This window comes from Shewanella mytili (assembly GCF_046765975.1).
In the GTDB taxonomy this organism is placed as follows: domain Bacteria; phylum Pseudomonadota; class Gammaproteobacteria; order Enterobacterales; family Shewanellaceae; genus Shewanella; species Shewanella mytili.
Genome location: NZ_JBKOUD010000001.1, coordinates 35142 through 58693, shown reverse-complemented (window position 1 = coordinate 58693; position 23552 = coordinate 35142). Strand labels below are relative to the sequence as shown.

Below are 23552 nucleotides of genomic sequence, written 5' to 3'. Positions count from 1 at the left end.
TATCCTGCCCAATATCCTGAGTGGACATTGCCGCGACAGCATGTGGAGCGGATTTGACGGATAACTGCTGTTTCATTGGCGGTTTTCTCCCGTAAGTTGATGGATGTTGTGCCGTCTCATGTGCTGCACCCCATGTAGGGTTTGCCGCAAGAGGGGATGTTGTGCCAGCTGTTGCAGCGAGTGCGAATAGCGTCGCCGCCAATTGGGATATTCCGTACTGGTACCGGGAATGTTGATGGCCGTTTCTTCCGCCAGCAGATCTGCCAGCGCCAGACTGTAAAGCTCACTGTTGCCCGAGGCCACAGTGGCGGCCCATAGCGGCAGCAAGGTGGCAAAATCTGCCGTTACGGGGAGCGACTGTCCGCTGTATTCATACAGCCAGCGCAGCAAGCCGTGTTTTTTCTGCTGGCGCAGTGCCAAGGCCTGTTGCAGCTCATCCGGTTGATATAACCCCAGCTGATAGCGTTGCTGCAAATCCTTGCCTTGCCACCAGGCATGCATGGTGGGCACATCGTGGTTTGCCAGCATCATCAGTGCATGGGGCTTGTACTCTCCAGGTGCTTTGAAACCGGCAAACTGGGGATAGCGGGTTTCATCCAGGCAAAAATAAAACAATTCATTGGAGAAAATCCCGCCCTGCTGCATGGGTTCAATGATTTCGGTGGGCACCAAGCCCAAATCTTCGCCAATCACCATACAGCCGGCCCGCTGGCTTTCCAGCAATAAAATGGCCATGAGGCAATCAAAGGGATAATAAACATAGGTGCCGCCCGGCGCGCTGTCATCAGCGCCTTGCGGCCACCACCACAGCCGGAACAGCCCCATCATGTGATCAATCCGCAATGCACCGCAGTGCTGCATGTTGGCGCGTAGCAGTTCAATAAAATGGCCAAAATTGGCTTGCCGTAATCCCACGGGATCCAGCGGGGTCAACCCCCAGTTTTGCCCCTGGGGAGCGAATGGGTCCGGCGGTGCCCCAATGCTGGCACGGGCACAAAACTGCTGGGGATGCTGTTGCACCTCGGCGCCTTCGCCTATGGCACCCACGGCCAGATCCCGCACCAGGCCAATGCTCATGCCACAGGTTTGTGTCAACGCCTGACACTGGGCCAGTTGCTCCTCGGCCACAAACTGCAAATAGAGATAAAATGCCGGATTTTTCAGCCAGGGAGATACGGCATCCTGAGCCTGCAGATGGGCATAAAACTGCAACGCCGCCCCCTGTTCACTGACAAATCGCGCATATGCCTGCTGGCGGGGATGTTGCGGGGCATAGCCTTTAAACACGTTAAACAATGCCTTTAGCTGCCCCACTTTCACCTTGAACGCCGCCGGATAGTCAATCCATTCACTGCCATTATCATTCGCGGGCTGTTTTTTAGGTAAAGCGGCCTGCCACTGGGGCTCGCTGGACTCGGGGCACAGTGCCACGCTGATATACAACGGATGCAACCGGCGACGATCGTAAGGACTATATGGGCTTGCCGCCTCCGGATGGTGTAACGGCAATGCATGCAAAGGGTTGAGCTGAATGAAATCGGCACCTTTGGCGGCCATCAGCCGAATGAATGCCGCCAAATCGGCAAAATCGCCTACCGTTGCCGGAATGCCACTGCGATGCGCAGCGCAGTCCGTCTCGGACCACAAGGCAAATAACTGCACGCTAACTCCCCATGGTTTATGGGGTAACTGCCCGGGGAGTCCGGCGCCGTAACTGCGCCTTGGCGCCAGCAACCACATGCCCTGAGCCGTTGCTGGCAGATCACCCAAGGCGGCATCTGCGCCCGTCACCGAGAGCGAAACGCTGTGATACCCGGGCACCAGGGCAGACAACTGGTCGGCTGACAACCGATCGCTCAGCGCCAGTTCACGCTCCAGATACAGCTGTTCATGGGTGTAGTAATCGCCGGTAACCGGCAAGTCACTCACGAAAAAGCGCAATGCAATGCTGCTGCCGGACTCGGTCACGAGTTGCAGTTGCAACTCACCGTCAAAAGTCTGGGGGCAGCGAAAACGGAGTTTGGGCGTGTCGGTGTAACACCATTGAAATGGCAGCAACAGTGTGCGCCAGGGGCGGGCATCGAGCAGGTCTATGCGTTGCTCGGACCAAACGGCAAAAGCAGTATCATCGAGCGGAGCCAGCTCGCCATGGCACATGGCCTGCAAAATGGATAGACGATCAGCTGCAGGTGTGGTGTGGTGCTGCCCGTCGCAATCCACAAACCCATTTCCTACGCCTTGCAGATACAGCAACTTCTCCAGATCCATCGACGCACTCCCTGTTTGTCGTCCGGCCAGTAGTCAATTATTGAGCAGTTACCATGCCAGAGAAAAATCACAGAAAGATGTCTGCGGTCTGAGGTTCTGCGAAAACTGTATAAAGCATGATTTAACACGTTTAAAATCAAATAACTATTACAGTCAAGTGACAAATCATCATTTACTAAAACAGTTATGACTGTAGCTGCCACAGAGTAGCTTTTGCCGTAAAAATGTGCAATAGCTCACCAAACAAGTGCAATGATGCACGCCCGCCAATAGTGAAAGCGATATTCGTTTAACGGGGTATGGGTATTGCAGCCTGGGCAGATGCCAAGCAACGGGACAAGGGCAAAAAGCCGTTAAAGACAAAGAACCACAAGCACTAACGGTCTGGGGGCCTGTGAGTCATCAAGAAAACGCTGTCAGCATCGCGGTAAATGCCAAACAATCACTTAACCCTGTTTATCTTCATGAGGCAAAATCTGTCCCACCAGCAACATGGGGGCCGCATCCAGTTTTTCTGCATCCATCATGTTGGCAATGCGCTCCACCGCGGATAACAACTGGCTTTGCTCCCAGTCTTCCAGTTGCTGGTAGCGGGTAATGAAGTGCTCCTGCAGCGGTTTGGGCGCCGATAACAACAAGGTATGCCCGGCATCACTCAGCAACAGGTGCACCTTGCGCTTGTCTTCCGTACTGCGCTGGCGGATCACCAAGCCCTTGGCTTCCAACCGGTCCACAATGGTGGTCACCGTGGCCGGACTCAAATTGATTTCCGCCGCCACCTGCTTTGCCAGCGGCATGCCCAGCGCAGCGATTTTCTGCATCACTATCAATTGGGGGCCCGTCAGCCCGGAGTGCTTACTGAGCTGTTTGGAGTGCATGTCGATGGCCCGAATGATTTTTCTAAGGGAAATCAGCAACTGTTCATATTTTTCCATGTCGGTTCCATCTGTATCGGCCCATTACAGGCACGGGTTATTCAAGGTGGCGCTCATCATAACAAATAGCACCCTTTGGGGCAGGAAATTCCATGGCAGGTTTTATTTTCAGGATAGCCGCTCAAATACTGAGCACATGTGCTGCAGATCACCCCAAGAAACGATTTATCACTTTACTTTTCCCTAGCAAAGTTATCAAATAAACACAAGGGGACTATATCGCATTTTTACTTATTTATCTGGTTCGTAAGCTTATTTCGGTTTACATTAGATTTTTCTTGTGTTAATACAGCTTATGGATCTCATCGCCCAAATAACACTAGGAGGTGTACTAATGGCTGCGAAATTCTTTATCCCGTCAGTCAACGTACTGGGTCAAGGCGCCGTAGATGACGCTATCAACGATATCAAAAGTCTTGGTTTCAAACATGCGCTGATCGTCACTGACAAGCCGTTGGTAAGTATTGGAATTGTGGGTTCGATTGCTGAAAAACTGGGACAAGTTGGTTTATCTGTTACCGTTTACGACGGCGTGCACCCCAACCCTACCGTTTCCAACGTTGAAGCCGGGCTGAAACTCTTGCGTGAAAACCAGTGTGACTGCGTTATCTCCTTAGGTGGCGGTTCACCACACGACTGTGCCAAAGGGATTGCCCTGGTAGCCTCTAACGGTGGTTCCATCAGTGATTACGAAGGTCTGGATCGTTCTGCCAAACCGCAATTGCCACTGATTTCCATCAACACCACTGCCGGTACCGCCAGTGAAATGACCCGTTTCTGCATCATTACCGATGAAGAACGTCACATCAAAATGGCCATTGTTGACAAGCATGTCACCCCCATTTTGTCCGTTAACGACCCTGAGCTGATGCTGAAAAAACCCAAAGGTTTGACAGCTGCCACCGGGATGGATGCCCTGACTCATGCGGTTGAAGCCTATGTATCCACCGCTGCCACCCCGATTACCGATGCCTGCGCGGTAAAAGCCATGGAGCTTATCCGTGATAACCTGCGCACCGCAGTTGCCCACGGCGACAACATGGAAGCCCGTGAGCAGATGGCATATGCCGAATTCCTGGCCGGTATGGCCTTTAACAACGCAAGCCTGGGTTATGTACATGCCATGGCGCACCAGCTGGGCGGTTTCTACGACCTGCCACACGGTGTGTGCAACGCGCTGCTGCTGCCATTTGTACAGGAATACAATGCCCAGGTAGCCGCGCCTCGCCTGAAAGACGTAGCCAAGGCCCTTGGGGTGGATGTTAGCGCCATGAACGATGAACAGGGTGCCCAGGCTGCCATTGACGCCATCAAACAGCTGGCTGCCGATGTGAACATTCCGGCAAACCTGACTACCATCGGCGTGAAAGCCGAAGACATTCCGGTACTGGCCACCAACGCGCTGCAGGATGCTTGCGGCCTGACCAACCCGAAACAGGCTTCTCACGAAGAAATCTGCCAGATCTTCAAAAACGCCATGTAATGGCTTGAGCCAATGACGAAAAGCCCTGCCATCGTGCAGGGCTTTTTATTGCCATTGAAGCGCCAAAGGGATGCAGATTATAATCGTTGCATCTTGCCGCCATGCATAACTGCCGATGAATCCTGAAAATTTTGCTGACATAAACCGCCGCAGCGCCAATGCCTTCCACGAACAGAAACGGCTGATCAAGCAGTTGCTGGCAGGCAAAACCATCACCTGCCGCCACTGCGGCCAGGCATTACAGGCACAGCTGCCCAGCGCCCACAGCGATACCACAGGTTACATCCGCTGCGCCAAAGGCTGTACCGACATTGAACTGGAAGCCTCACTGCCGGGGTGCTAATACCCCACATACAGACCCGTAATGCAAAAGGCGCGGCAAAGGAGAAGCAACATTCATGTTCACCCAAGACTGTTTTGATTTTCTAGACGCGTTGCACCTGCACAATGATCGCACCTGGTTCAAGGCCCACCAGCAGCAATATGAAGCCCAGGTCCGCACGCCAGCACTGCAGTTCATCAGCCACATGCAGCCCCATATTGCAGCGCTTTCGCCACGATTGACCGCCGTTTCCAAAAAAATCGGTGGCAGCCTGATGCGACCACAGCGGGATGCCCGTTTCAGCCATGATAAAACCCCGTATAAAACCAATGTGGGCATTCAGTTTCGCCATTTTCAGGGCAAGGACGTACACGCTCCCGGACTTTACCTGCATCTGGCCAATGATGGCTGTTTTCTGGCAGCGGGCATCTGGCATCCCGCCTCGGCGCAGCTGAGTCAAATCCGCCAGTGCATGGATGAAAATCCCCGCAGTTATCAAAAAGCCGTGGCGGCACTTGGTGCTGGCGGCTTTTATCTGGATGGTGACAGCCTGCAACGGCCGCCAAAAGGCTACGACAAGCAGCACCCCCTCATCGACGAATTAAAACGCAAGGATTTCATTGCCGTTAAAGCCCTTACGCCAGCGCAGGTAACCGCTGACGATTTTTGTGAGTATTGTGCCCAAAGTTGGCAGCACACCCAGCAACTGATGGCTTATTTATGTTTTGCGCTGGCGCTGGACTACTAACAAACTGACGCGCCAGCCCCCGGCTTCTGGTACACTTGCAGGCTGTTGTTCTTCATTGTTATCGCATCATGACACCTGCAGAAAAATACGCCGAAAGCTACGCCAACACCATCCGCCAACTGTTCACCGACATTTGCCAGAACCGCCAAAGTGCCGACCGGGTACTGGCCAGTTATTTCCGGCTTAACAAAAAACACGGCGGGCGCGATCGCAGGATCATTCGTGAAACCCTGTTTGCGTTGTTCCGCTGGCATGGCTGGCTGCAAAAACTGCCGGCCACCAATGAAGAGCAGCGCTGGTTCCGGCAACTGGCGGCCTGTGGCTTGCTAGAGCAGCATAGCTGGCAGCCCATACAGCAGGCATGGCAACTGCGTGGCGGCTTGCTGCCCCATAGCGCCGCTCCCTGGAAAGACCTGACAGAGGCGGCAGAGTTGCTGCAACTGTGGTTTTCCGGTACTGAATTTGCCCCCAGCGAACTGGTGCCAGACTGGTTTTTAACCCACCTGCCAGCACTTGATGACGCGGGGTTACAAGCCTTGTTACAGAGCTTTTGCCGCCGGCCGCCTTTATGGCTGCGAGTGCAGCATCAAAGCGCGGCCACTGCAAGATGCGCACTGGAGCAGGCCGGTTATGCGGTGAGCCCGTCATCCCATGTGGTTGATGCCATCAGCCTGGGTCACCAGAGCATCAACCTCAATGAAGTGGCGCTGTATAAAGAGGGCAACATTGAAGTACAGGATCTGGCCTCACAAGTGATAGGGCATATCTGCGCCCCCAAGGCGGGAGAGCAGTGGTGGGATGCCTGCTGCGGCGCCGGAGGCAAAAGCCTGCAATTGGCAGCAATGATGGCAAACCAGGGGCGGATTAGTGCTTCAGACATTCGGCCCAATGCCCTGAAAGAGTTGCAAAAGCGTGCCATGCGCAGCCATGCTGACGTCATTGTTCCCATGTTGTGGCAAGCTGGCACTTTACCGGTAGCGCAGGATGCTTTTGATGGTGTGCTGGTTGACGCCCCTTGCAGCTGCACCGGCACCTGGCGGCGTAACCCTGACATGCGCTGGCTTGATGAAGAAAGCGCCATCACCGACAAGCCATCGCTGCAGTTGGCCATTTTGCAACAGGCCAGTGCTGCCGTAAAAGCTGGCGGGGTACTGCTATATGCCACATGCTCACTGGCAGATGCTGAAAATCGCGCCGTGGTGGACGCCTTTTTGGCAAGCAATCCCCAGTTTCAGTTACAGGTAGTGCAGCACCCGTTCACCGGTGCCGATACCCGCTATCTCACCATCTGGCCTCATGAGGCCGACACTGACGGCATGTTTGTGGTGCGCATGCTACGCATGGCGTGATGCACAAGGGCAAGCGCCGCCATTTATCCGGGCGCTTGTTCAATTATTTTGACCAACACACATTAAATTTTTCGCTTTAGCTTGGCAGAGCCTTTCGGTAAAAAGAAACAGTGCGTCGTTATGCACATATTTCTGGAACAGGACCATGTCACGCCAACACGAATTTGATGATGATGACTCCCAATGGGGGGAGCCGCTAAACAAACAGCGAAGTAAACGCGTCAAGCAGCGCCGTCGCGATACCAAACGCCGTTACTATGATGAATCGCCGGAAACCGAGCATTATTCGCGAGGGGATACCTACGGGGAAAACAACTGGGAATAATGCTGCATCTTCACCTATCAATGTCGGCCATGGTGCCAAGGCAACAGATCATTCACCGAATTTTATAATGTCAAAATGAAGGGCGGAAATTACCGCCCTTCATTTTTACGTCATTGCAACGTTACATCACTACGGCTTAAACCGCCTCTTCGTTTTCTTCCCCTGTGCGGATGCGGATCACCCGTTCCACATCGGTGACAAAAATCTTGCCGTCACCGATTTTGCCGGTGCGGGCCACGTCCACAATCACGTCCAATGCCTGCTCCAGCAGTTCTTCCTGGATCACCAGCTCGATTTTCACTTTAGGCAGAAAATCCACCATGTATTCGGCCCCCCGGTACAGCTCGGTATGCCCCTTCTGGCGCCCAAAGCCCTTCACCTCCAGTACCGTCATCCCTGTAATGCCGATCTCGGCCAATGCCTCACGGACATCATCGAGTTTAAACGGCTTGATTATGGCTTCCACTTTTTTCATCAGGCACTCCTTCACGACCTAAACACCATGTTTTCGGGCTAGCTTATCATGCGGCGCATGGCCATGAAACCAGAGGTTTCAGGCAACATTTATGACCCGCAAAGCTGCAGGAGCGCCAAATATTGACTAAAAATAATACAACAGGTGGCAAGTGGCCGTCGCGGCCTGCCGCCTGTGGAGATGGCAAGGAGCATTATCTCTCTCACAAAGGACGGACCCATGAGACCCACAAATGTATCTGGTTTTACGCTGGTAGAAACGATTGTCGCCCTACTGGTACTCACCATTTTACTGGGGGTAGCCATTCCCTCCCTCACAGAACTGCAGCGCCAATACCGTACCGATGCCGCCATGCGCCAATTGCAGCAATTCATCGCCTTGGCCCGCAATCAGGCCATCAATTACCGAACACGGGTAGTGGTATGCCGCCTTGAAAACAACAGCTGTTTGGATAGCGACTGGCAAGCGGGCATCAGCGCGTTTATCGATAATAATGATGACAGGATACGGGACAGCTCAGAGCCGCTGTTGCAAGAATCCGGCACCTTTCACCGCGAGGACGGCATTTTTTACAACCGTAAAGCCATCCGCTTTATGCAGGACGGTTTGGCTACCGGCAGTAACGGCACCTTGAGCTATTGTCCTGACAACCTTGCGGATAATGGCCAGGCCCTCATCGTCAACCAAGCGGGCAGAACCCGTCGCAGCAACGCGGGGATCAACTGTCCCGGCTAATGACATCATGACATCCCCCTTACAACAGGTTTGGCTATGTCTACGTGATAAAGCTATTTGACCAGCCCCTCTGCCATTCAGGTGGCAAAGCCCCTATACTTGGAGATCTAACAGGTTCAACAGGGCATCACATGGCAAGTCAACATCGCGGTTTTACACTGGTGGAACTGATGGTCACCATCGCCGTGGCAGCCATTTTGTTATCGGTTGGGGTTCCGTCACTGAAATCCCTGTATGACGGTTACCGGGGCCGCTCGGAAATCAGCCGCATAGAGCAATCACTGGCCTTTGCCCGTAATCAGGCAATCAGTTACGGCATGACGGTATTTGTCTGTGCCTACGAGAAAACCGATGCTGACGGTTACGGCGTGTGCGGCACCGACTGGCAAAAGGGGTTGCTGGTGTATGCCGTAGATAGCACAACAAAAAACAAGATACTGAAAGTGGTGGAAGGCTTTAACAGCAGCGACAAGGTAAAAGGCAGTACAGTTTCTTTCCGCGCTGACGGCATCAGTAGCGGAGAAACCACCTTCATTTATTGCCCCAACGGCAAAACCGATGAGTCGCGCAGTGTCAAAGTCAGCAGCGCGGGGATGATAAAATATGCCGCTGATGGACTCGGCTGCAGCTAACCGGTTCCTGGCCATGGCATATGCCGCTGCCAAAAGGTAACGCCCCCTGCCAAAGCGTCATGGCCGAACAATCCCCCATGAAGTGACATACGCAAAACACAAAAAACGGGAATGGTGCCTGGCAGCCATTCCCGTTTTGTCATCCATACGGACGATGGTTGATTAGATGGCCCAGCCACCCATGTAAAACACCACCAGACCTATGGCAATAATCAATACGCCGGGTTTGATTTTACGCCATTCGCCGCTACAGATACGGCCAATCACCAGCGTGGCAAAGCCCAACATGATACCGGTTACAATGTTGCTGGAAAGCACGATGAATACCGCACAGGTAAGCCCTGCCATGGCATCCACTTTATCATTGAAGTCCAGTTTGGTGACATTGGACAGCATCAGCAAACCCACATACATCAATGCCGGTGCAGTGGCGTAAGCGGGCACCAGATAAGACAGTGGTGCCAAGAATATCAGCAACAAGAACAATACGCCCACCAGCGTGGCGCTAAGGCCGGTTTTACCGCCCGCTGCCGTGCCCGCTGCGGACTCAATGTAGACCGCTGCCGGAGCGCCGCCCACCAAGCCTGCAAAGATGCTGCTGACAGAGTCGGCGGTCAGTGCCTTGCCGCCATTGATGATATTGTCATTTTCATCCAGCAGATTGGCCTGTCCTGCCACGGCGCGAATGGTGCCGGTGGCATCGAAAATGGCGGTCATGACCAATGCCAGCACAATGGGCAATACCACGGGGTTCAACGCGCCCATGATATCCAGTTGGCCAAAAAGGCTGTGCTCAGAAGTCAGATCCGGCAGGGCAAAAAAGCCGCTGAATTTAACCGCCGGGTCAAAAATCAGGCCAAACACTGACAAGGCCACAATCACCAGCAAAATGCCGCCAGGCACCCGCCGTTTTTCCAGCCCGATGGTGGCCGCCAGCCCCACTACGGAGGCAATCACCGGCAGGCTGTTCACATCACCCAACTTCACGGGCAAACCGCCGCTGGTGTTGCCCACAATCAAACTGACGTTATTGGCCGCAATCAACAGCAAAAACAGACCGATACCAATCCCGGTACCATGGGCAATGCCACGGGGCAGATTGGTCAGCACCCATTGGCGCACGCCGGTAACGCTCACCAGGGTAAAAATTACCCCCATCAGGAAAATCGCGCCCAGGGTCACCGGAATGGACATGTTTTGCCCCAGCACCAGGCTGAATGCCGTAAATGCGGTCAGCGAGATGGCACAACCAATGGCCATGGGCAGATTGGCCCACAAGCCCATCAGCAGCGAGCCAAAGGCGGCAATTAAACAGGTGGCAATAAATACGGCGCCTGGATCAAATCCGGCTTTGCCCAACATGGAGGGCACCACAATCACGGAATACACCATGGCCAGGAAAGTGGTTAAACCGGCAATGAGTTCGCGACGGACACTGCTGCCGCGCTCCCGGATCCCGAAATATCGCTCTAACCGTGACGCTGCCACAGTATTTTCAGCGTTAGATGACTGCATAGGAAGTTACCTTGTTCTACAAACTTGTTCTAAAAATAGGGTACGGAACACCCCGCCGGGCTGGCGCTGCAACACACCACAAGTTGCCCCGCAAGCCCCTAGCGCGGATATTTGACGCGCGATCATAAAACAATTCCGCTACAACCGCGATAAGCTTTTCAAGAACTGTGCAGTAACAGGCAACTGCCGTAGAAACTGCTTTATCGTGCAAGGTGTTTTAAAACAAAATGGCCTTGATCCACTAAACGGAATGTAAAACGGACAAGACAGGTGCTAATCGAATACAATCTGTCTACAATTTAGGCATATAGCAAATACAACAGACCACAGATGAAAGAACAGCGAAAATTTTCGCGCGTGCTGTTTGAGACGCCAGCCCAGTTAAGCACCCCCGATGAGGTATGGGATACCCAGTTGCTGGATTTGTGTCTGAATGGCGCGATGGTACGCTTTCCTGACCACATTGAGGTGCCAGCGTTGCTTGTCTTGAGTTTCTGCCTGCCGGGAACCGATATTGAAATGAGCATGCAAGCCCAGCCCGTGTACCACAAAAACAATCATCTGGGCCTGAAGTGCGCCATGATAGACGTGGACAGCATCACCCATCTGCGCCGCTTGCTGGAGCTGAACACGGGTGACAGCTCACAACTGCACCGGGAGCTGGATCAGTTCATCATGCAGCACGATCAAAATGCTTGATGCCTACCCCCCTTCTTTATAACGACTCCAGCGCTTCGCTCAGCTTGCTTACGCCAATTACCTCCATTCCCTGAGGCGCTTTTTTGGGGGCGTTGGCAATGGGTACAATGGCCCGGCGAAACCCGTGCTTGGCCGCTTCCACCAAGCGCTCTTGCCCATTGGGCACCGGCCGGATTTCACCTGATAACCCCACCTCGCCAAACACCACCAAATCCCGAGGCAGCACTTCACCGCGAAAACTGGATAACATGGCCAGCAACAAGGTTAAATCCGCACTGGTTTCGGTGACTTTCACGCCGCCTACCACGTTAACGAAAACGTCTTGATCCGCCATCTGCAATCCGCCATGACGGTGCATCACCGCCAGCAACATGGCCAGGCGATTGCTGTCCATGCCCACCGCCACCCGCCTGGGATTGGACAAGGCGGAATGATCCACCAGCACCTGCAGCTCCACCAGCAGCGGCCGGGTGCCTTCCCACACCACCATCACCAACGAGCCGGAGGCCGCCTCATCGGCACGAGACAAAAAGATGGCAGACGGGTTGGCCACCTCCCGCAACCCCCGCTCGGTCATGGCAAACACCCCCAACTCGTTAATGGCACCAAAACGGTTTTTATGGGAGCGCAACGTGCGATAACGGCTGTCACTGTCGCCTTCAAACATCACCGAGCAGTCAATGCAGTGCTCCAGCACCTTGGGGCCTGCCAGACTGCCGTCTTTGGTGACGTGGCCCACCATGATGATGGCGATATTGTTCTGTTTGGCAAAACGGGTCAGAAAGGCGGCGGACTCCCGCACCTGAGCCACACTACCGGGAGATGACTGCACATCACTGATATGCATCACCTGGATGGAGTCAATCACGATGATTTTGGGTTGCTCTTTTAACGCCACATCGCAAATGGTGTCCACATTGGTTTCCGACAGCATTTTCAACTTGCCGGTGGGCAACATCAGGCGCTTGGCTCGCATGGCCACCTGCTGCAACGATTCCTCGCCCGTTACGTAAAGCGCAGGCAGGGTTTCAGCCAATTGACACAAGGTTTGCAGCAACAAGGTACTTTTACCCGCACCGGGATGGCCGCCAATGAGAATGGCACTGCCGGCCACTATCCCGCCGCCCAGCACCCGGTCAAACTCGGCAAAACCGCTGGAGATCCGCGGCACCTCGTTAAGATCGATTTGATCCAGGGTTTTAACTTCACTGCTGCCCGCACCGGCATAACCGCTAAAACCGCTGCGGGCAGGGGTGGCCGCACCTAATCGCACCTCGGTGATGGTATTCCACTCATGACAGGCACTACACTGTCCCTGCCATCGGGGAAAATCCTGACCGCATTCGCTGCAGACATAAGCTGTTTTATTTTTCGCCATAATGAATGGAATATTGGAATAATATTGACAAAAATGGATAAAATAACTGCCCATTCAAGATGATAACCCGCCAATTGGCGTTCAGTTATCTCAGTGGCAGCCGACATAGAGTTAAACACCCGTCGCAGTTTAGCATCTTTTATGAGTGAATAGATGAGCGCAGAACCCCACAGCCTTCTCATTGAGCAATTGAAACCGCTGATGATGGAGCCCAACTTTGATGAACTGTTTGAGCAGATGACCCAGGGGGAATCCACCTCCAGCCGTTTTTTGCTGAAAATGGAAATCAAGCGGTTGGCCACCCCCTGCTTGCGCATCATGGATCTGCGGGATAAATCCGAACTGCCCTGCAGCGCCGTTACGCTGGGGGAGCAACAGCATTATCTGGATGAGCCGGCCCAGCAGGTGTTACAGCACGCACTGGCACTTTATCGCAACCAATACACCATGGGCGTGTATGAAGAAGTGATGCGTGCCCATCAGCAGCGCCGTCACCAAAAAGAAGGCCATCAGGGCGCTCCGGTCCAGGCATTGGTGCCGGGCATCATTCTGGGCAATTACATCCGCCGCACCGAAGAGCGGATGAATTACAGCATCAAAATCCAGGTTTCCCAGCCCGGGCTTAGAGAGATCAGCGGCAATACCCTAGATTTGTCCATCAGCGGCGCCCGCATTCGCATCCCCGGCAAACACGGCTTTGATCTGCAGCATCCGCTGCGGGTAAAACTGCAAGCCCTGGGAGATGAGTTTTATTTTGCCGATTTGCAGCAGGGTGTGGACTATCAGGTTGTGGATGCAGACAAGGATGGTGATGACTGCTTGCTACGGCTCAAGCGGGTCAGTGGCTCTGATGAGCTGTCAGACATGCTGGGCAAACTTATCCGGGGGTATAAATTCCGCTATAAAGTGGACATCAACGATGTGATGGTCAATGCCAGCGGGCTGGGATTTGAACGCCACTATCTGCCGCATTACCCCCACCTGCCGCTGTTCATCTGCCAAAATGCCGAGCAGCAACCCCACATCGACACCATATTGCTCAGCAAGGACAATCAGGAGCTGCTGCACTACTTTTTTGACGAGAACGACTGCAACCAGCTGCCGATGATATTGACCCCACAGCGGCTGCAGGCACTGCAGGAGCACCCTGACGACAGCGCCTACGGGTTGCTTTACTGCTTTACCTATAACGCCAGGGGGCGCTTGTTTTTCTATGCGGCCACCTTAGCAGAGCTGCAAGCATCCGGGCTGATGCCGCTGTTTTTCCACTATGGTGCCGCCAAGGCCAGTTGGAAGGTCTGCCGTTTACACCTGGATGCGATAGATCACCAGCTGCCGTATAAATCCTCGGCCCTCCCCATAGACGATCAATGTTACAGTGCACTGACTGAGCAGCAGCTGGCCCAGTACCAAAGTTTGGTGCAACTGATGGATTTGACAACGGAAACCGCAGCCGAGCACTACCAGTGCTGGCAATCAGAGCAAAACATCAACGCCCTGAAACGCTTTGGCGTGGAAAAAACCACCCAAAACCGCTGTCATCTGGTCACCCTCAATTTCAGTGAACGCCGCCGCGAAGAGCGTTTTACCTTTAAGACATTGGTGCAAATACAGCAAGACGGCCACCAATGCCAGGCGATGACCCATGACATTTCCAGTCGGGGCTTACAACTGCATCTGGATGCGCCTGACACCTTTGATGCTGGCAAGGAACTGCTGCTGAGCTTTCCCAAATTGCAGGCGCTGGCCCCCCAGCTAAAACTGCAGGAGCTGCCTTACCGGCTGGTACTCAGCCGTAAAAATGGCCTGGCGCTGCATCTGGCCGCCGTGGTGGGCCATGCTCCCCATACCGGGGTTGAATTTCTCAACCGGCTCATCATCCGCAACCGCGAAAAGCTCCAGCCAAGTACCGATACCAGCCAACAAACCAAAGAGCTGGCCGACGGGTTGAAAAACCAGTTAATCCGCTACCTGCACGGGGTGCCTTTCATGCTGGAAAAAACCGAGAAATCCTTCCGCATGGCCTGCATTGGCATTGGCATGCAGCGGGACAATATCAGCGACCTGTTTTTACGGGGGCAAGGCAACCGGTTACTGTTTGACCTAAGCCCGATTCTGGCTGACGGACGCCTGAAACTGGATCTCATCGAACCCATCCGCCAGATGCGTCCGCAAGACAGTGCCGACAGTTTTGAGCTGTATGCCATTGTGAGCACTGCCACTCATCCCCAGATCCTCACCTGCCGGCGGGAGGATGAAATCGAGTCGCCCGCGGCCTTGCTGGACTTTATCCAGCAGGCGGATCACATCGGCCGCTTCATGGCATTGAAAATCTACCGCGGCGCCACCGACAAACCGGATTTGGGCTACTTGCGCCGGGAGTTGGATTACGTGAAGATTCACGCCAAGCACCGCGCCCAACAGCTGGAAAAACTGCTGTGGCGCATTATTGGTGTGGGGGAATTAACCGATATCACCGCCGAGGTAAAAATGCGCCTGCCACTGGAGCTGGACGAGCCATCAGCGGATTAACCCGCCGCCACTTGCAAAAAGAAGGGCAACACCTGTAACCCCAACTGGCTGATTTTTGCATCGGCCGCCGCCGCCAGCTTGGGCTTGGCATGATAGGCCACCCCCAAATCCGCCGCCGTAACCATGGGAATGTCGTTGGCTCCATCGCCAATGGCCACTTTCTGTCCGTCAGCAATCTGCCACTTTCTGGCACAATCACCCACCGTTGCCGCTTTAAAGGCGGCATCAACCACCTGCCCCCGCACTTCCCCCATAAACTTGCCATCTTGCAGCACCAACTCGTTGGCAAATGCGGCATCCAGCGACAGGCGCTGCTTGAGGTGTTCCACAAACGGGGTAAAGCCACCGGAGGCCACCACGGTGCGCCAATGATGCTGTTGCAGCTCGTCAATCATGGAAGTTAACCCGGGGCTTAACGGCAAGCGCGCGCACAAGTCGGCAATAATCTTGCAATCCGCCCCTTTGAGCTTGCCCACCCGGGCCCGCAGGCTCTGTTCAAAATCCAGTTGCCCCTGCATGGCCTGCTCGGTTACCGCGGCCACCTCTGCGCCCACGCCGGCGGCAGCGGCCAACTCATCAATGCACTCGATTTCAATGGCGGTGGAGTCCATGTCCATCACCAATAATCCTGGCCGGTTCAACAGCGGCAACGTGGCCCCCGGCGCCAGTAATAACGCCTCAAGCTGCGGCACGGCGCGTACCTGTTGCAGCAAGCCCTCATCCGGCGCTTCGGTTAACGATAATTCCAGCCCCAATAACGGTTGTTGGCGCCGCAATTGCGCCATCGCCCCAATGGGCAATGCAGGCAGCAATGCCATCACCGCATCTTCGGCATCAGCCGCAAAGACCAGGCGCAAACGCCACCCTGACACATGCTGACCTTCCTGATACCCCTGCCAAACACGGGATGGCAGATGAAAGGTTGCCTTGTCATCCACTGACTGACAAACCAAATGGCAAAACGCTGGAACCATGTTTGTATGTTTCTCCTGCTATCGGGGTTGACGATAATCCATTATGATTAACGTGAATCCGCTGAAAATTAAGGGACAACGCGTTGTTTGACGGGCTGAAAACCACCCACACTATTATCAGGCTGCTGCAGATAGCGCTAGCGGTCACCCTGATTGTCGCGTTGGTGCAGCTATGGCAGACCAGCCTACTACAAGGTCAGCTTTTGCTAAAGTCCCAAACCGAAATGATGGCCAGATTGTTGGTGCAGCAAACGGCCTATGGCGCGGCTCCCGCCCTGAGACTCCAAAACGATGAACAGCTGCAATGGCTTACCACGGCGCTGGTGGAAGATCCGAAAGTGATGGCCGCCACCATCTATAACGATGAGGGGCAGCGGATGTCATTTGACCAGGATGTGACCGACGAGGCCATCAACGCTGATGATGAAGCGCTGCAGGCTCTGCTGGCACCTTATCCGCCTTACGTGGAAAGCGTGATACAGGAAGGGAAAAACCTTGGCTTCATTGAGGTGCGCCTTAATCCCCAGCTATTTTTGAACGAGATTAAAGCCGCCCATGAGCAAAACATGCAACAACAGCAAATCATGTTGCTGATGGCGGGCATTATCGGGATGCTGCTGTCCCGGGCATTATCCCTTAAACGGGCGCGGTTTGTGCACCGCCGGACCCGCATCAAGCGGCAGCGAAAAGCCGTGAAAAAACAAGCTGAGAAACACCGGCAAAGCGCCGGTGCCGATAATGATGGCGATAATGACAACAGCGGGGCATTGCCCCCGTCACCACCCGAAGAAGCCACAAGCCCATAACCCGCCCACGGCAAGCACCATGCCCAACATTGGCTATGTGCAGCATTGGCTATGCGTCATGGCACCTGCATCAACCATAAAAAAGACGCCATCAAGGCGCCTTTTTTATCATGGTGTCACTGCCAAGCGGTCTGCACTCAGAGCGTCAGTACTGCATCCAGCGTCATGGTGATCATGTCATTAAAGGTGGTCTGGCGCTCCGCAGCGCTGGTGACTTCTCCAGTGCGGATATGATCGGACACCGTGGCCACGCACAGGGCTTTGGCACCGAACTCTTTGGCAACGCCATACAAGCCGGCGGCTTCCATCTCTACCCCCAGAACGCCCATTTTTTCCATTACGTCAAACATTTCAGGATCCGGCGAGTAAAACAGATCCGCCGAAAACACGTTGCCAATCCGCACCTTGATGTTGCTGGCATTGGCCGCATTGACCACGGCGCTCAGCAGTTCATAGTCTGCAATGGCGGCAAAGTCCTTGTCCTTGAAACGCATGCGGTTAACCCGTGAATCCGTACAGGCGCCCATGCCAATCACCACATCACGCACTTTGATATCCCGGCTGATGGCACCACAGGTTCCCACCCGGATGAGGTTTTTCACCCCATAATCCTTAATCAGCTCAGTGGCATAGATGGAGCAGGAAGGGATCCCCATGCCTGATCCCATGACAGAAACCTTTTTGCCTTTGTAAGTGCCGGTATAGCCAAGCATATTACGCACATTGGTGACTTCTTCTGCGTTTTCCAGAAAAGTTTCGGCGATATATTTGGCCCGCAGCGGATCTCCCGGAAACAGTACGGTTTCAGCAAAAGCGCCATCGGCGGCGTTGATATGTGGTGTTGCCATGAACAAATAACCCCTATGGTTCAAAATAAAGATGATCAGCTCCGCTCAAACATAGCGGAAAAACGGCACTACGGCAGAAAAGATTCCCCGTAAGCCATTGGCGATAATTCAAAGTAACTGGCAATGCTTTGCCCGATATCCGCAAAACTATGGCGCCGCCCCAGCGAGCCGGGCACAAGCCCTGCCCCCTGAGCCAATACCGGCACGTGTTCACGGGTATGATCCGTGCCTGTCCAGGTGGGATCGCAGCCATGATCCGCCGTTAACAACAGCAAGTCATCCGGCTGCAGTAATGCCTGCAGCTCCGGCAAACGCCGGTCAAAGTACTCCAGCGCGCGGGCATAGCCTGCCACGTCGCGCCGGTGTCCGTACAGGGAGTCAAAATCCACAAAGTTGGTAAACACGATGGTGTTATCCGCCGCCTCCTTTACCTGATTGAGAGTGGCCTCAAACAGGGCTTCCAGCCCGGAGGCCTTCACTTTGTGGGTAATGCCGCGATGGGCATAGATATCGGCAATCTTGCCCACACTCACCACTTGGCCACCAGCGGCTTGCAGTTTGTCCAGCACGGTAACATCCGGTGGCTCGACCGCATAATCCCGGCGATTGCCGGTGCGCACAAACGCCCCGCGACCGCTGCCCACAAAGGGCCGGGCAATCACCCGCCCGATATTGTAAGGGGCCAGGGCTTCCCGGGTGATTTCACAAAGACGGTACAGCTTGTCCAGACCGAAAGTCTCCTCATGGCAGGCAATCTGAAACACCGAGTCCGCCGAGGTGTAAAAAATGGGCAGGCCGCTTTGCATGTGCTGCTCACCGAGCTCATCCAGAATGACCGTGCCCGATGCATGGCAATTACCTAAAAAACCGCTCAAACCGGCGCGGGCAAGGATGTCATCGGTAAGCGCCTTGGGAAAGGATTGCTGTTTCTGGCGAAAATACCCCCAGTCGAATAACACCGGCACACCGGCCATCTCCCAGTGCCCACTGGGAGTATCCTTGCCGGAACTCAGCTCGGCCGCATGGCCGTAGGCGCCGGTAACACTGATAGCGTCACTGAACCCTGCCGGTAATTCACCGCAGCTCTCCCTGGCGGCCAGCCCAAGCCCCAAGCGGCTCAGGTTTGGCAATGACAACGGGCCTTGCCGATGGATATCCGCCCGGCCATCGGCGCACTCCCTGGCGATATGCCCAAGGGTATTGGCGCCCACATCACCAAATTGCTCGGCATCAGCGGTAGCGCCAATGCCAAAAGAGTCCAGCATTAAAATGATACAGCGTTTCATCTATTCTCCACCGGATTACCGGTTGTCCGGATACAATCATAAACCTCGACATGCAGGGCTGGCGAGGTATCCCCCAGCTGCACCGCAGCCCGCACCATGGCGGCGGCCTCTTGCCATTGGGCTTCGCTGGCAGCGTGTATCATGGCCAGGGGCTGTTCAGGCAACAACTGCTGCCCCAGAGTGCAAATCTCGCTTAATCCCACCCGGTAATCCAGCCCATCCCCTACCTGACGACGCCCGCCGCCCAGTGTGACCACCGCCATGCCCAACTGGCGGGTATCCATGGCCTGAACCATCCGGCCATGGTGGTTGTCTGCGGCGAAAACCGGTTTCACAACAGTGGCTTGTGGCAAATAATGCTGGTAGTGCTCGATAAAATCTTTCGGCCCGCCCAATAACGCCACCATTTTGCCAAAGCGTTCGGCAGCCTGACCGTTATCCAGCACTTGTTGCAAACGGGCTCTGGCATCGGCATCGCTGCTGGCCAACCCGCCCAGTTGCAGTAATTCACTGCAAAGGGACATGGTGACCTCGTATAAACGTGGCGAGCGTTGCTCCCCGGTAAGGAAACGCACCGCTTCTGCCACTTCCAGCCCATTGCCCGCACAGGAGGCCAGTACCTGATTCATGTCGGTCAGCAGTGCCGATGTCCGGGTACCGCCACCATTGGCCACAGTGACAATCGACTGCGCCAAAGCTTTGGATTGCGCCATGGTGGGCATAAAGGCACCACTGCCCACTTTCACGTCCATCACCAGCGCATCCAGGCTGCAGGCCAGTTTTTTCGACAAAATGGAAGCCGAAATGAGCGCAATGGACTCCACGGTGGCCGTGGTATCCCGAATTGCGTAAAACCGTTTGTCAGCCGGCACCAAATCACCGGTTTGGCCAATGATGGCCACGCCAGCCTGTTTTACCGCCTGGCAAAAACGCTGGCTGTCCGGCTCGGTCTGATACCCGGGAATGGCATCAAGCTTATCCAGCGTACCGCCGGTATGCCCCAGCCCACGGCCGGAGATCATCGGCACATAGCCACCGCAGGCGGCAATCATGGGCCCCAGCATTAAACTGGTGCAATCACCCACACCACCGGTGCTGTGTTTATCCAGTACCGGGCCTGGTAACTGCAAGTGATCCCATTGCAGTACCTGGCCGGAATCGCGCATTGCCAACGTCAGGGCAACCCGTTCATCCATGGTCATGTCATTAAAGTAAATCGCCATGCCCAGCGCCGCTATCTGCCCATCGGAGATGCTGCGATCAGTTATGCCATGGACGAAAAATGCAATTTCCTCTGCGCTAAGCGCTTTCCCGTTACGTTTTTTACGGATGATTTCCTGTGCCAGATACATCAATCCCTCCTGGAGTATCCATCATCATGCAACGTGATAGCACGGGCCAAAGGTCCCCCTGACCCGCCTTATTGTATTTGGGTAATGGTTAGTAACCGTTTGTCTGAGCCGGAGCAGGCTCCTGCCCCAGGGTATGCAGCAAATTGCCCAGCAAGCTGGAAGCGCCGAAACGGAAAGTGCGCGCCGATACCCAGTCAGCACCCAATATGCGTTGCGCCAGCCCCAGGAATTCTGCTGCCTGGGCCGCATCACGCACCCCACCGGCGGGCTTGAAACCTATCTGGGGATTGGTATCGCTAATCACCTGCAACATGATTTCAGCCGCTTCAATGGTGGCGTTAACCGGCACTTTGCCTGTAGAGGTTTTAATGAAATCCGCACCGGCGGCAATGGCAATTTCCGACGCTTTTTTAATTAAGGCGGGCGTTTTCAACTCACCGGACTCAATGATGACTTTCAGCAATGCCTTGTCGCCACAGGCTTGCTTGCAGGCCTTGACCAGTTCAAAACCGATGGTTTCGTTCCCCGCCATCAAGGCGCGATAAGGAAACACCACATCCACTTCATCCGCGCCATAGGCAACAGCGGCTTTGGTTTCCAGCAATGCAATGTCCACATCATCATTGCCATGGGGAAAGTTGGTCACAGTGGCAACGCGCACATCGCTGGCACCGATACTGTTAAGGGTTTTACGGGCAACAGGCACAAAGCGAGGGTACACGCACACCGCTGCGGTGTTACCCACAGGGGTTTTCGCTTTATGACACAGCGCAATCACTTTTTCATCTGTGTCATCATCATTCAGTGTGGTCAAGTCCATCAGTCCAATGGCCTGACGGGCGGCCTGTTTCAAATCAGTCATGGGTAAGCTCTCCGAGAAATAACCTTATCTGTTCCGCTTTGCTGCCGTATCGGCATGCAGCAACCTCTCACATGTTCAGATAACGACTGTCATATGAGGTCACGACTTGTCTCCATGAAGACCGGGAAAGAGTGTCAGCGGCGGCTCTTCCCCGCGAAAATTCCATTTTAGCGCGAGAAAATTACGGGATTGCCAGGCTGGTGCCCAATCCTGTGGCGGGCCACAGCGCAATCGCCCCTGTTGGGAGGCCAATGATATACTGGGGATAGTTTCATTTCCAGAACCATCGGTTCATATTAAAGAACAATTCATGAAATTAATGATCTGGAAGGGGGTTGTGACCGGGCAGATGCAGCATCCGCCCGGCAATCACTCAAGACAGGGTAATAAACAGGCCGGCCAAGGTGGCGCTCATGAGGTTTGCCAGCGAGCCGGCAACCACTGCCCGCATGCCCAAACGGGCCAATTCATGGCGTCGGCTGGGGGCCATGCCGCCAAGACCGCCGAGCAAGATGGCAATGGATGACAGGTTGGCGAAACCACACAAGGCAAAGGAGATGATGGCCTTGGTTTTGTCGCTCATGGCCACCCCGGTTTGGGCCACTATCTGGCCGCCGTCAGCCAAGTCCTTAAGATAAGGGGCAAAATAGGAATAGGCCACAAACTCGTTGACCACGATTTTCTGCCCGATAAACGAGCCGGCCAGCATGGCCTCGTTCCATGGCACCCCAATCAGCCATGCCAGCGGCATGAAAATGTAGCCCAGGATCATCTCCAAGGAGATATGGGCGGCGGCCGCATCCACCACCGCTTTGGAAGCAGCGGCCAATTCTGGCTGCTGTAGCGGCGTAAAGGCATCAATCACCCATTGGCGATCCACCTCGGTAATTGCCAGCGCATTTACCGCAACATGGGCCTGCTCGGCCAGCGCCTGCAAGCTGCCATTAAACGCGGCCTGTAACTCCGGGGTGGCAGCAGCGGCTTGTTGCAAGGCATTGAAAGCGGTAGCCAGTGCGGCATCGCCATACCCCAGCATTTCGCCAATGCCGCCAATCATGCTGTTGATAAGCGCAATCAGGCCAACAAAGGCCAGTAACATGGCACCCACATTCAACGCCAGCTGCATGCCGGCAGAAGCGCCGCTGGCAGCGGCATCCAGCACGTTGCTGGGTTTGTCCGGATCATCGGGCAAGGTGATGATATCGTCTTGGGTGCTTTGGGTTTCCGGATGCATCAGTTTGGCCATCAGCAAGCCGCCTGGCGCCGCCATAAAGGAAGCGGCCACCAGGTATTCCATGGGCACCCCCATCTGGGCATACCCTGCCATTACCGACCCGGCAATGGAGGCCAAACCACCGACCATCACCGCAAACAGTTCCGATTCCGTCATGGTGGGAATAAACGGTCTGACCACCAATGGCGCTTCGGTTTGTCCCACAAAAATATTGGCGGTGGCCGCCATGGACTCGGTGCGACTGGTGCCCAGTGCCTTTTGCAGGGCGCCCCCCAGAATGCGGATGACCCACTGCATGATGCCAAGGTAATACAGTACGGCAATCAAGGAAGAGAAAAAGACGATGACCGGCAACACATGGACAACAAACAGGAATCCCATTTTAAAGTTTGCCAGATCGCCAAAGAGGAAGCGAATACCGTCGTTAGCTTTATCAATTACGCTGTACACCGCATCCGATACCCCTTTAAGAATATCTTTCCCCACCGGCACATACAGCACGAATCCGCCAAATGCCGCCTGGATCAGGAATGCCCCAGCCACAGTGCGCAGATTGATTGCTTTTTTGTTGTTGGAAAACAGAAAACCAACAAACAGCAGGACAACCACTCCCACTAAACTCATGACGATACTCATTAACTATCCCTTTTTATTGTTCATTGCTATGTTAATGGTGTTAACCGGCCTTTATTCCGGCGGCATTATAACGGAGGGTCGTTACAAAATCGCCTGTTGATATTTATTTTAGCGGTTATTTATCAAAACCTTATCTTTGATTGATAAAGATGTTCAGT

At 54.4% G+C, this 23552-nt stretch carries 21 protein-coding genes; 10 read left to right on the top strand and 11 right to left on the bottom strand.

Annotation, left to right across the window (positions count from 1 at the left end; all coding sequences use genetic code 11):
* Positions 1-72: 72 nt before the first annotated feature.
* Together malQ and ACIDEJ_RS00250 are read right to left on the bottom strand one after the other, a co-directional pair.
* The gene (malQ, locus tag ACIDEJ_RS00255; RefSeq protein WP_411986088.1) at positions 73-2268 is read right to left on the bottom strand and encodes a 4-alpha-glucanotransferase; all 2196 of its coding nucleotides are present in this window, start codon (positions 2266-2268) and stop codon (positions 73-75) included.
* 446 nt (positions 2269-2714) lie between these two features.
* Positions 2715-3203 carry a MarR family winged helix-turn-helix transcriptional regulator gene (locus ACIDEJ_RS00250; protein WP_411986087.1) on the bottom strand — a complete coding sequence of 163 codons (489 nt, stop codon included), beginning with the start codon at positions 3201-3203 and terminating at the stop codon, positions 2715-2717.
* 334 nt (positions 3204-3537) lie between these two features.
* On the opposite strand from ACIDEJ_RS00250, the gene yiaY reads away from it, so the two are divergent.
* The 5 genes from yiaY to ACIDEJ_RS00225 all read left to right on the top strand — a co-directional run bounded on the left by yiaY (position 3538) and on the right by ACIDEJ_RS00225 (position 7430).
* Complete coding sequence (gene yiaY, locus ACIDEJ_RS00245) at positions 3538-4686, top strand: L-threonine dehydrogenase (protein ID WP_411986086.1); 1149 nt, start codon at positions 3538-3540, stop codon at positions 4684-4686.
* A 115-nt stretch (positions 4687-4801) separates the two neighbouring features.
* Positions 4802-5029: a hypothetical protein gene (locus ACIDEJ_RS00240; RefSeq protein ID WP_411986085.1), complete on the top strand. Its 228-nt coding sequence runs from the start codon at positions 4802-4804 to the stop codon at positions 5027-5029.
* Between the two features lie 55 nt (positions 5030-5084).
* Complete coding sequence (locus tag ACIDEJ_RS00235; protein WP_411986084.1) at positions 5085-5756, top strand: DUF2461 domain-containing protein; 672 nt, start codon at positions 5085-5087, stop codon at positions 5754-5756.
* A gap of 68 nt (positions 5757-5824) precedes the next feature.
* Positions 5825-7105, top strand: coding sequence for an RsmB/NOP family class I SAM-dependent RNA methyltransferase (locus ACIDEJ_RS00230; protein WP_411986083.1), 1281 nt, complete (start codon positions 5825-5827; stop codon positions 7103-7105).
* A gap of 145 nt (positions 7106-7250) precedes the next feature.
* Positions 7251-7430 carry a small highly charged protein gene (locus ACIDEJ_RS00225; RefSeq protein WP_411986082.1) on the top strand — a complete coding sequence of 60 codons (180 nt, stop codon included), beginning with the start codon at positions 7251-7253 and terminating at the stop codon, positions 7428-7430.
* 136 nt (positions 7431-7566) lie between these two features.
* Here the strand turns inward: ACIDEJ_RS00225 and ACIDEJ_RS00220 are convergent, their stop codons facing one another.
* A complete protein-coding gene (locus tag ACIDEJ_RS00220) occupies positions 7567-7905 on the bottom strand; it encodes a P-II family nitrogen regulator (protein ID WP_411986081.1) in 339 nt (112 codons plus the stop codon).
* Positions 7906-8124: 219 nt separating this feature from the next.
* Here ACIDEJ_RS00220 and ACIDEJ_RS00215 point away from each other — a divergent pair, with 219 nt between their 5' ends.
* Together ACIDEJ_RS00215 and ACIDEJ_RS00210 are read left to right on the top strand one after the other, a co-directional pair.
* Complete coding sequence (locus ACIDEJ_RS00215) at positions 8125-8640, top strand: GspH/FimT family pseudopilin (RefSeq protein WP_411986080.1); 516 nt, start codon at positions 8125-8127, stop codon at positions 8638-8640.
* Between the two features lie 131 nt (positions 8641-8771).
* Positions 8772-9272, top strand: coding sequence for a GspH/FimT family pseudopilin (locus ACIDEJ_RS00210; protein WP_411986079.1), 501 nt, complete (start codon positions 8772-8774; stop codon positions 9270-9272).
* Positions 9273-9434: 162 nt separating this feature from the next.
* Here the strand turns inward: ACIDEJ_RS00210 and ACIDEJ_RS00205 are convergent, their stop codons facing one another.
* Complete coding sequence (locus ACIDEJ_RS00205) at positions 9435-10787, bottom strand: NCS2 family permease (RefSeq protein ID WP_411986078.1); 1353 nt, start codon at positions 10785-10787, stop codon at positions 9435-9437.
* Positions 10788-11117: 330 nt separating this feature from the next.
* Here ACIDEJ_RS00205 and ACIDEJ_RS00200 point away from each other — a divergent pair, with 330 nt between their 5' ends.
* Positions 11118-11486: a PilZ domain-containing protein gene (locus ACIDEJ_RS00200; protein ID WP_411986077.1), complete on the top strand. Its 369-nt coding sequence runs from the start codon at positions 11118-11120 to the stop codon at positions 11484-11486.
* A 16-nt stretch (positions 11487-11502) separates the two neighbouring features.
* Here ACIDEJ_RS00200 and radA read toward each other — a convergent pair whose 3' ends face one another.
* Positions 11503-12864, bottom strand: coding sequence for a DNA repair protein RadA (gene radA / locus ACIDEJ_RS00195; protein ID WP_411986076.1), 1362 nt, complete (start codon positions 12862-12864; stop codon positions 11503-11505).
* 153 nt (positions 12865-13017) lie between these two features.
* Between radA and ACIDEJ_RS00190 the strand changes: the two genes are divergently transcribed.
* On the top strand, positions 13018-15396 hold the full coding sequence (locus ACIDEJ_RS00190) for a PilZ domain-containing protein (RefSeq protein ID WP_411986075.1): 2379 nt from the start codon (positions 13018-13020) through the stop codon (positions 15394-15396).
* Here the strand turns inward: ACIDEJ_RS00190 and serB are convergent.
* Positions 15393-16370, bottom strand: coding sequence for a phosphoserine phosphatase SerB (serB, locus tag ACIDEJ_RS00185; protein ID WP_411986074.1), 978 nt, complete (start codon positions 16368-16370; stop codon positions 15393-15395). The genes ACIDEJ_RS00190 and serB overlap by 4 nt on opposite strands.
* A gap of 83 nt (positions 16371-16453) precedes the next feature.
* On the opposite strand from serB, the gene ACIDEJ_RS00180 reads away from it, so the two are divergent.
* A complete protein-coding gene (locus tag ACIDEJ_RS00180; RefSeq protein ID WP_411986073.1) occupies positions 16454-17176 on the top strand; it encodes a YtjB family periplasmic protein in 723 nt (240 codons plus the stop codon).
* Between the two features lie 137 nt (positions 17177-17313).
* Here ACIDEJ_RS00180 and deoD read toward each other — a convergent pair whose 3' ends face one another.
* From deoD to ACIDEJ_RS00155, 5 genes are all read right to left on the bottom strand, one after another.
* Entirely contained in the window at positions 17314-18024 is a 711-nt protein-coding gene (gene deoD, locus ACIDEJ_RS00175; RefSeq protein WP_411986072.1) for a purine-nucleoside phosphorylase, read from the bottom strand.
* A gap of 68 nt (positions 18025-18092) precedes the next feature.
* A complete protein-coding gene (locus ACIDEJ_RS00170) occupies positions 18093-19310 on the bottom strand; it encodes a phosphopentomutase (protein WP_411986071.1) in 1218 nt (405 codons plus the stop codon).
* Positions 19307-20662, bottom strand: coding sequence for a thymidine phosphorylase (gene deoA, locus ACIDEJ_RS00165; protein WP_411986070.1), 1356 nt, complete (start codon positions 20660-20662; stop codon positions 19307-19309). Before deoA ends, ACIDEJ_RS00170 begins: the two co-directional genes overlap by 4 nt.
* Before the next feature lie 88 nt (positions 20663-20750).
* On the bottom strand, positions 20751-21524 hold the full coding sequence (gene deoC, locus ACIDEJ_RS00160; RefSeq protein ID WP_411986069.1) for a deoxyribose-phosphate aldolase: 774 nt from the start codon (positions 21522-21524) through the stop codon (positions 20751-20753).
* A gap of 373 nt (positions 21525-21897) precedes the next feature.
* The gene (locus tag ACIDEJ_RS00155) at positions 21898-23394 is read right to left on the bottom strand and encodes a NupC/NupG family nucleoside CNT transporter (RefSeq protein ID WP_411986068.1); all 1497 of its coding nucleotides are present in this window, start codon (positions 23392-23394) and stop codon (positions 21898-21900) included.
* Positions 23395-23552 lie beyond the last annotated feature (158 nt).

Bases quoted from the DNA above. Each gene is read 5' to 3' on its own strand.
- malQ (WP_411986088.1), bottom strand. From the start codon at position 2,268: ATGGATCTGGAGAAGTTGCTGTATCTGCAAGGCGTAGGAAATGGGTTT.
- ACIDEJ_RS00250 (WP_411986087.1), bottom strand. From the start codon at position 3,203: ATGGAAAAATATGAACAGTTGCTGATTTCCCTTAGAAAAATCATTCGG.
- yiaY (WP_411986086.1), top strand. From the start codon at position 3,538: ATGGCTGCGAAATTCTTTATCCCGTCAGTCAACGTACTGGGTCAAGGC.
- ACIDEJ_RS00240 (WP_411986085.1), top strand. From the start codon at position 4,802: ATGAATCCTGAAAATTTTGCTGACATAAACCGCCGCAGCGCCAATGCC.
- ACIDEJ_RS00235 (WP_411986084.1), top strand. From the start codon at position 5,085: ATGTTCACCCAAGACTGTTTTGATTTTCTAGACGCGTTGCACCTGCAC.
- ACIDEJ_RS00230 (WP_411986083.1), top strand. From the start codon at position 5,825: ATGACACCTGCAGAAAAATACGCCGAAAGCTACGCCAACACCATCCGC.
- ACIDEJ_RS00225 (WP_411986082.1), top strand. From the start codon at position 7,251: ATGTCACGCCAACACGAATTTGATGATGATGACTCCCAATGGGGGGAG.
- ACIDEJ_RS00220 (WP_411986081.1), bottom strand. From the start codon at position 7,905: ATGAAAAAAGTGGAAGCCATAATCAAGCCGTTTAAACTCGATGATGTC.
- ACIDEJ_RS00215 (WP_411986080.1), top strand. From the start codon at position 8,125: ATGAGACCCACAAATGTATCTGGTTTTACGCTGGTAGAAACGATTGTC.
- ACIDEJ_RS00210 (WP_411986079.1), top strand. From the start codon at position 8,772: ATGGCAAGTCAACATCGCGGTTTTACACTGGTGGAACTGATGGTCACC.
- ACIDEJ_RS00205 (WP_411986078.1), bottom strand. From the start codon at position 10,787: ATGCAGTCATCTAACGCTGAAAATACTGTGGCAGCGTCACGGTTAGAG.
- ACIDEJ_RS00200 (WP_411986077.1), top strand. From the start codon at position 11,118: ATGAAAGAACAGCGAAAATTTTCGCGCGTGCTGTTTGAGACGCCAGCC.
- radA (WP_411986076.1), bottom strand. From the start codon at position 12,864: ATGGCGAAAAATAAAACAGCTTATGTCTGCAGCGAATGCGGTCAGGAT.
- ACIDEJ_RS00190 (WP_411986075.1), top strand. From the start codon at position 13,018: ATGAGCGCAGAACCCCACAGCCTTCTCATTGAGCAATTGAAACCGCTG.
- serB (WP_411986074.1), bottom strand. From the start codon at position 16,370: ATGGTTCCAGCGTTTTGCCATTTGGTTTGTCAGTCAGTGGATGACAAG.
- deoD (WP_411986072.1), bottom strand. From the start codon at position 18,024: ATGGCAACACCACATATCAACGCCGCCGATGGCGCTTTTGCTGAAACC.
- ACIDEJ_RS00170 (WP_411986071.1), bottom strand. From the start codon at position 19,310: ATGAAACGCTGTATCATTTTAATGCTGGACTCTTTTGGCATTGGCGCT.
- deoA (WP_411986070.1), bottom strand. From the start codon at position 20,662: ATGTATCTGGCACAGGAAATCATCCGTAAAAAACGTAACGGGAAAGCG.
- deoC (WP_411986069.1), bottom strand. From the start codon at position 21,524: ATGACTGATTTGAAACAGGCCGCCCGTCAGGCCATTGGACTGATGGAC.
- ACIDEJ_RS00155 (WP_411986068.1), bottom strand. From the start codon at position 23,394: ATGAGTATCGTCATGAGTTTAGTGGGAGTGGTTGTCCTGCTGTTTGTT.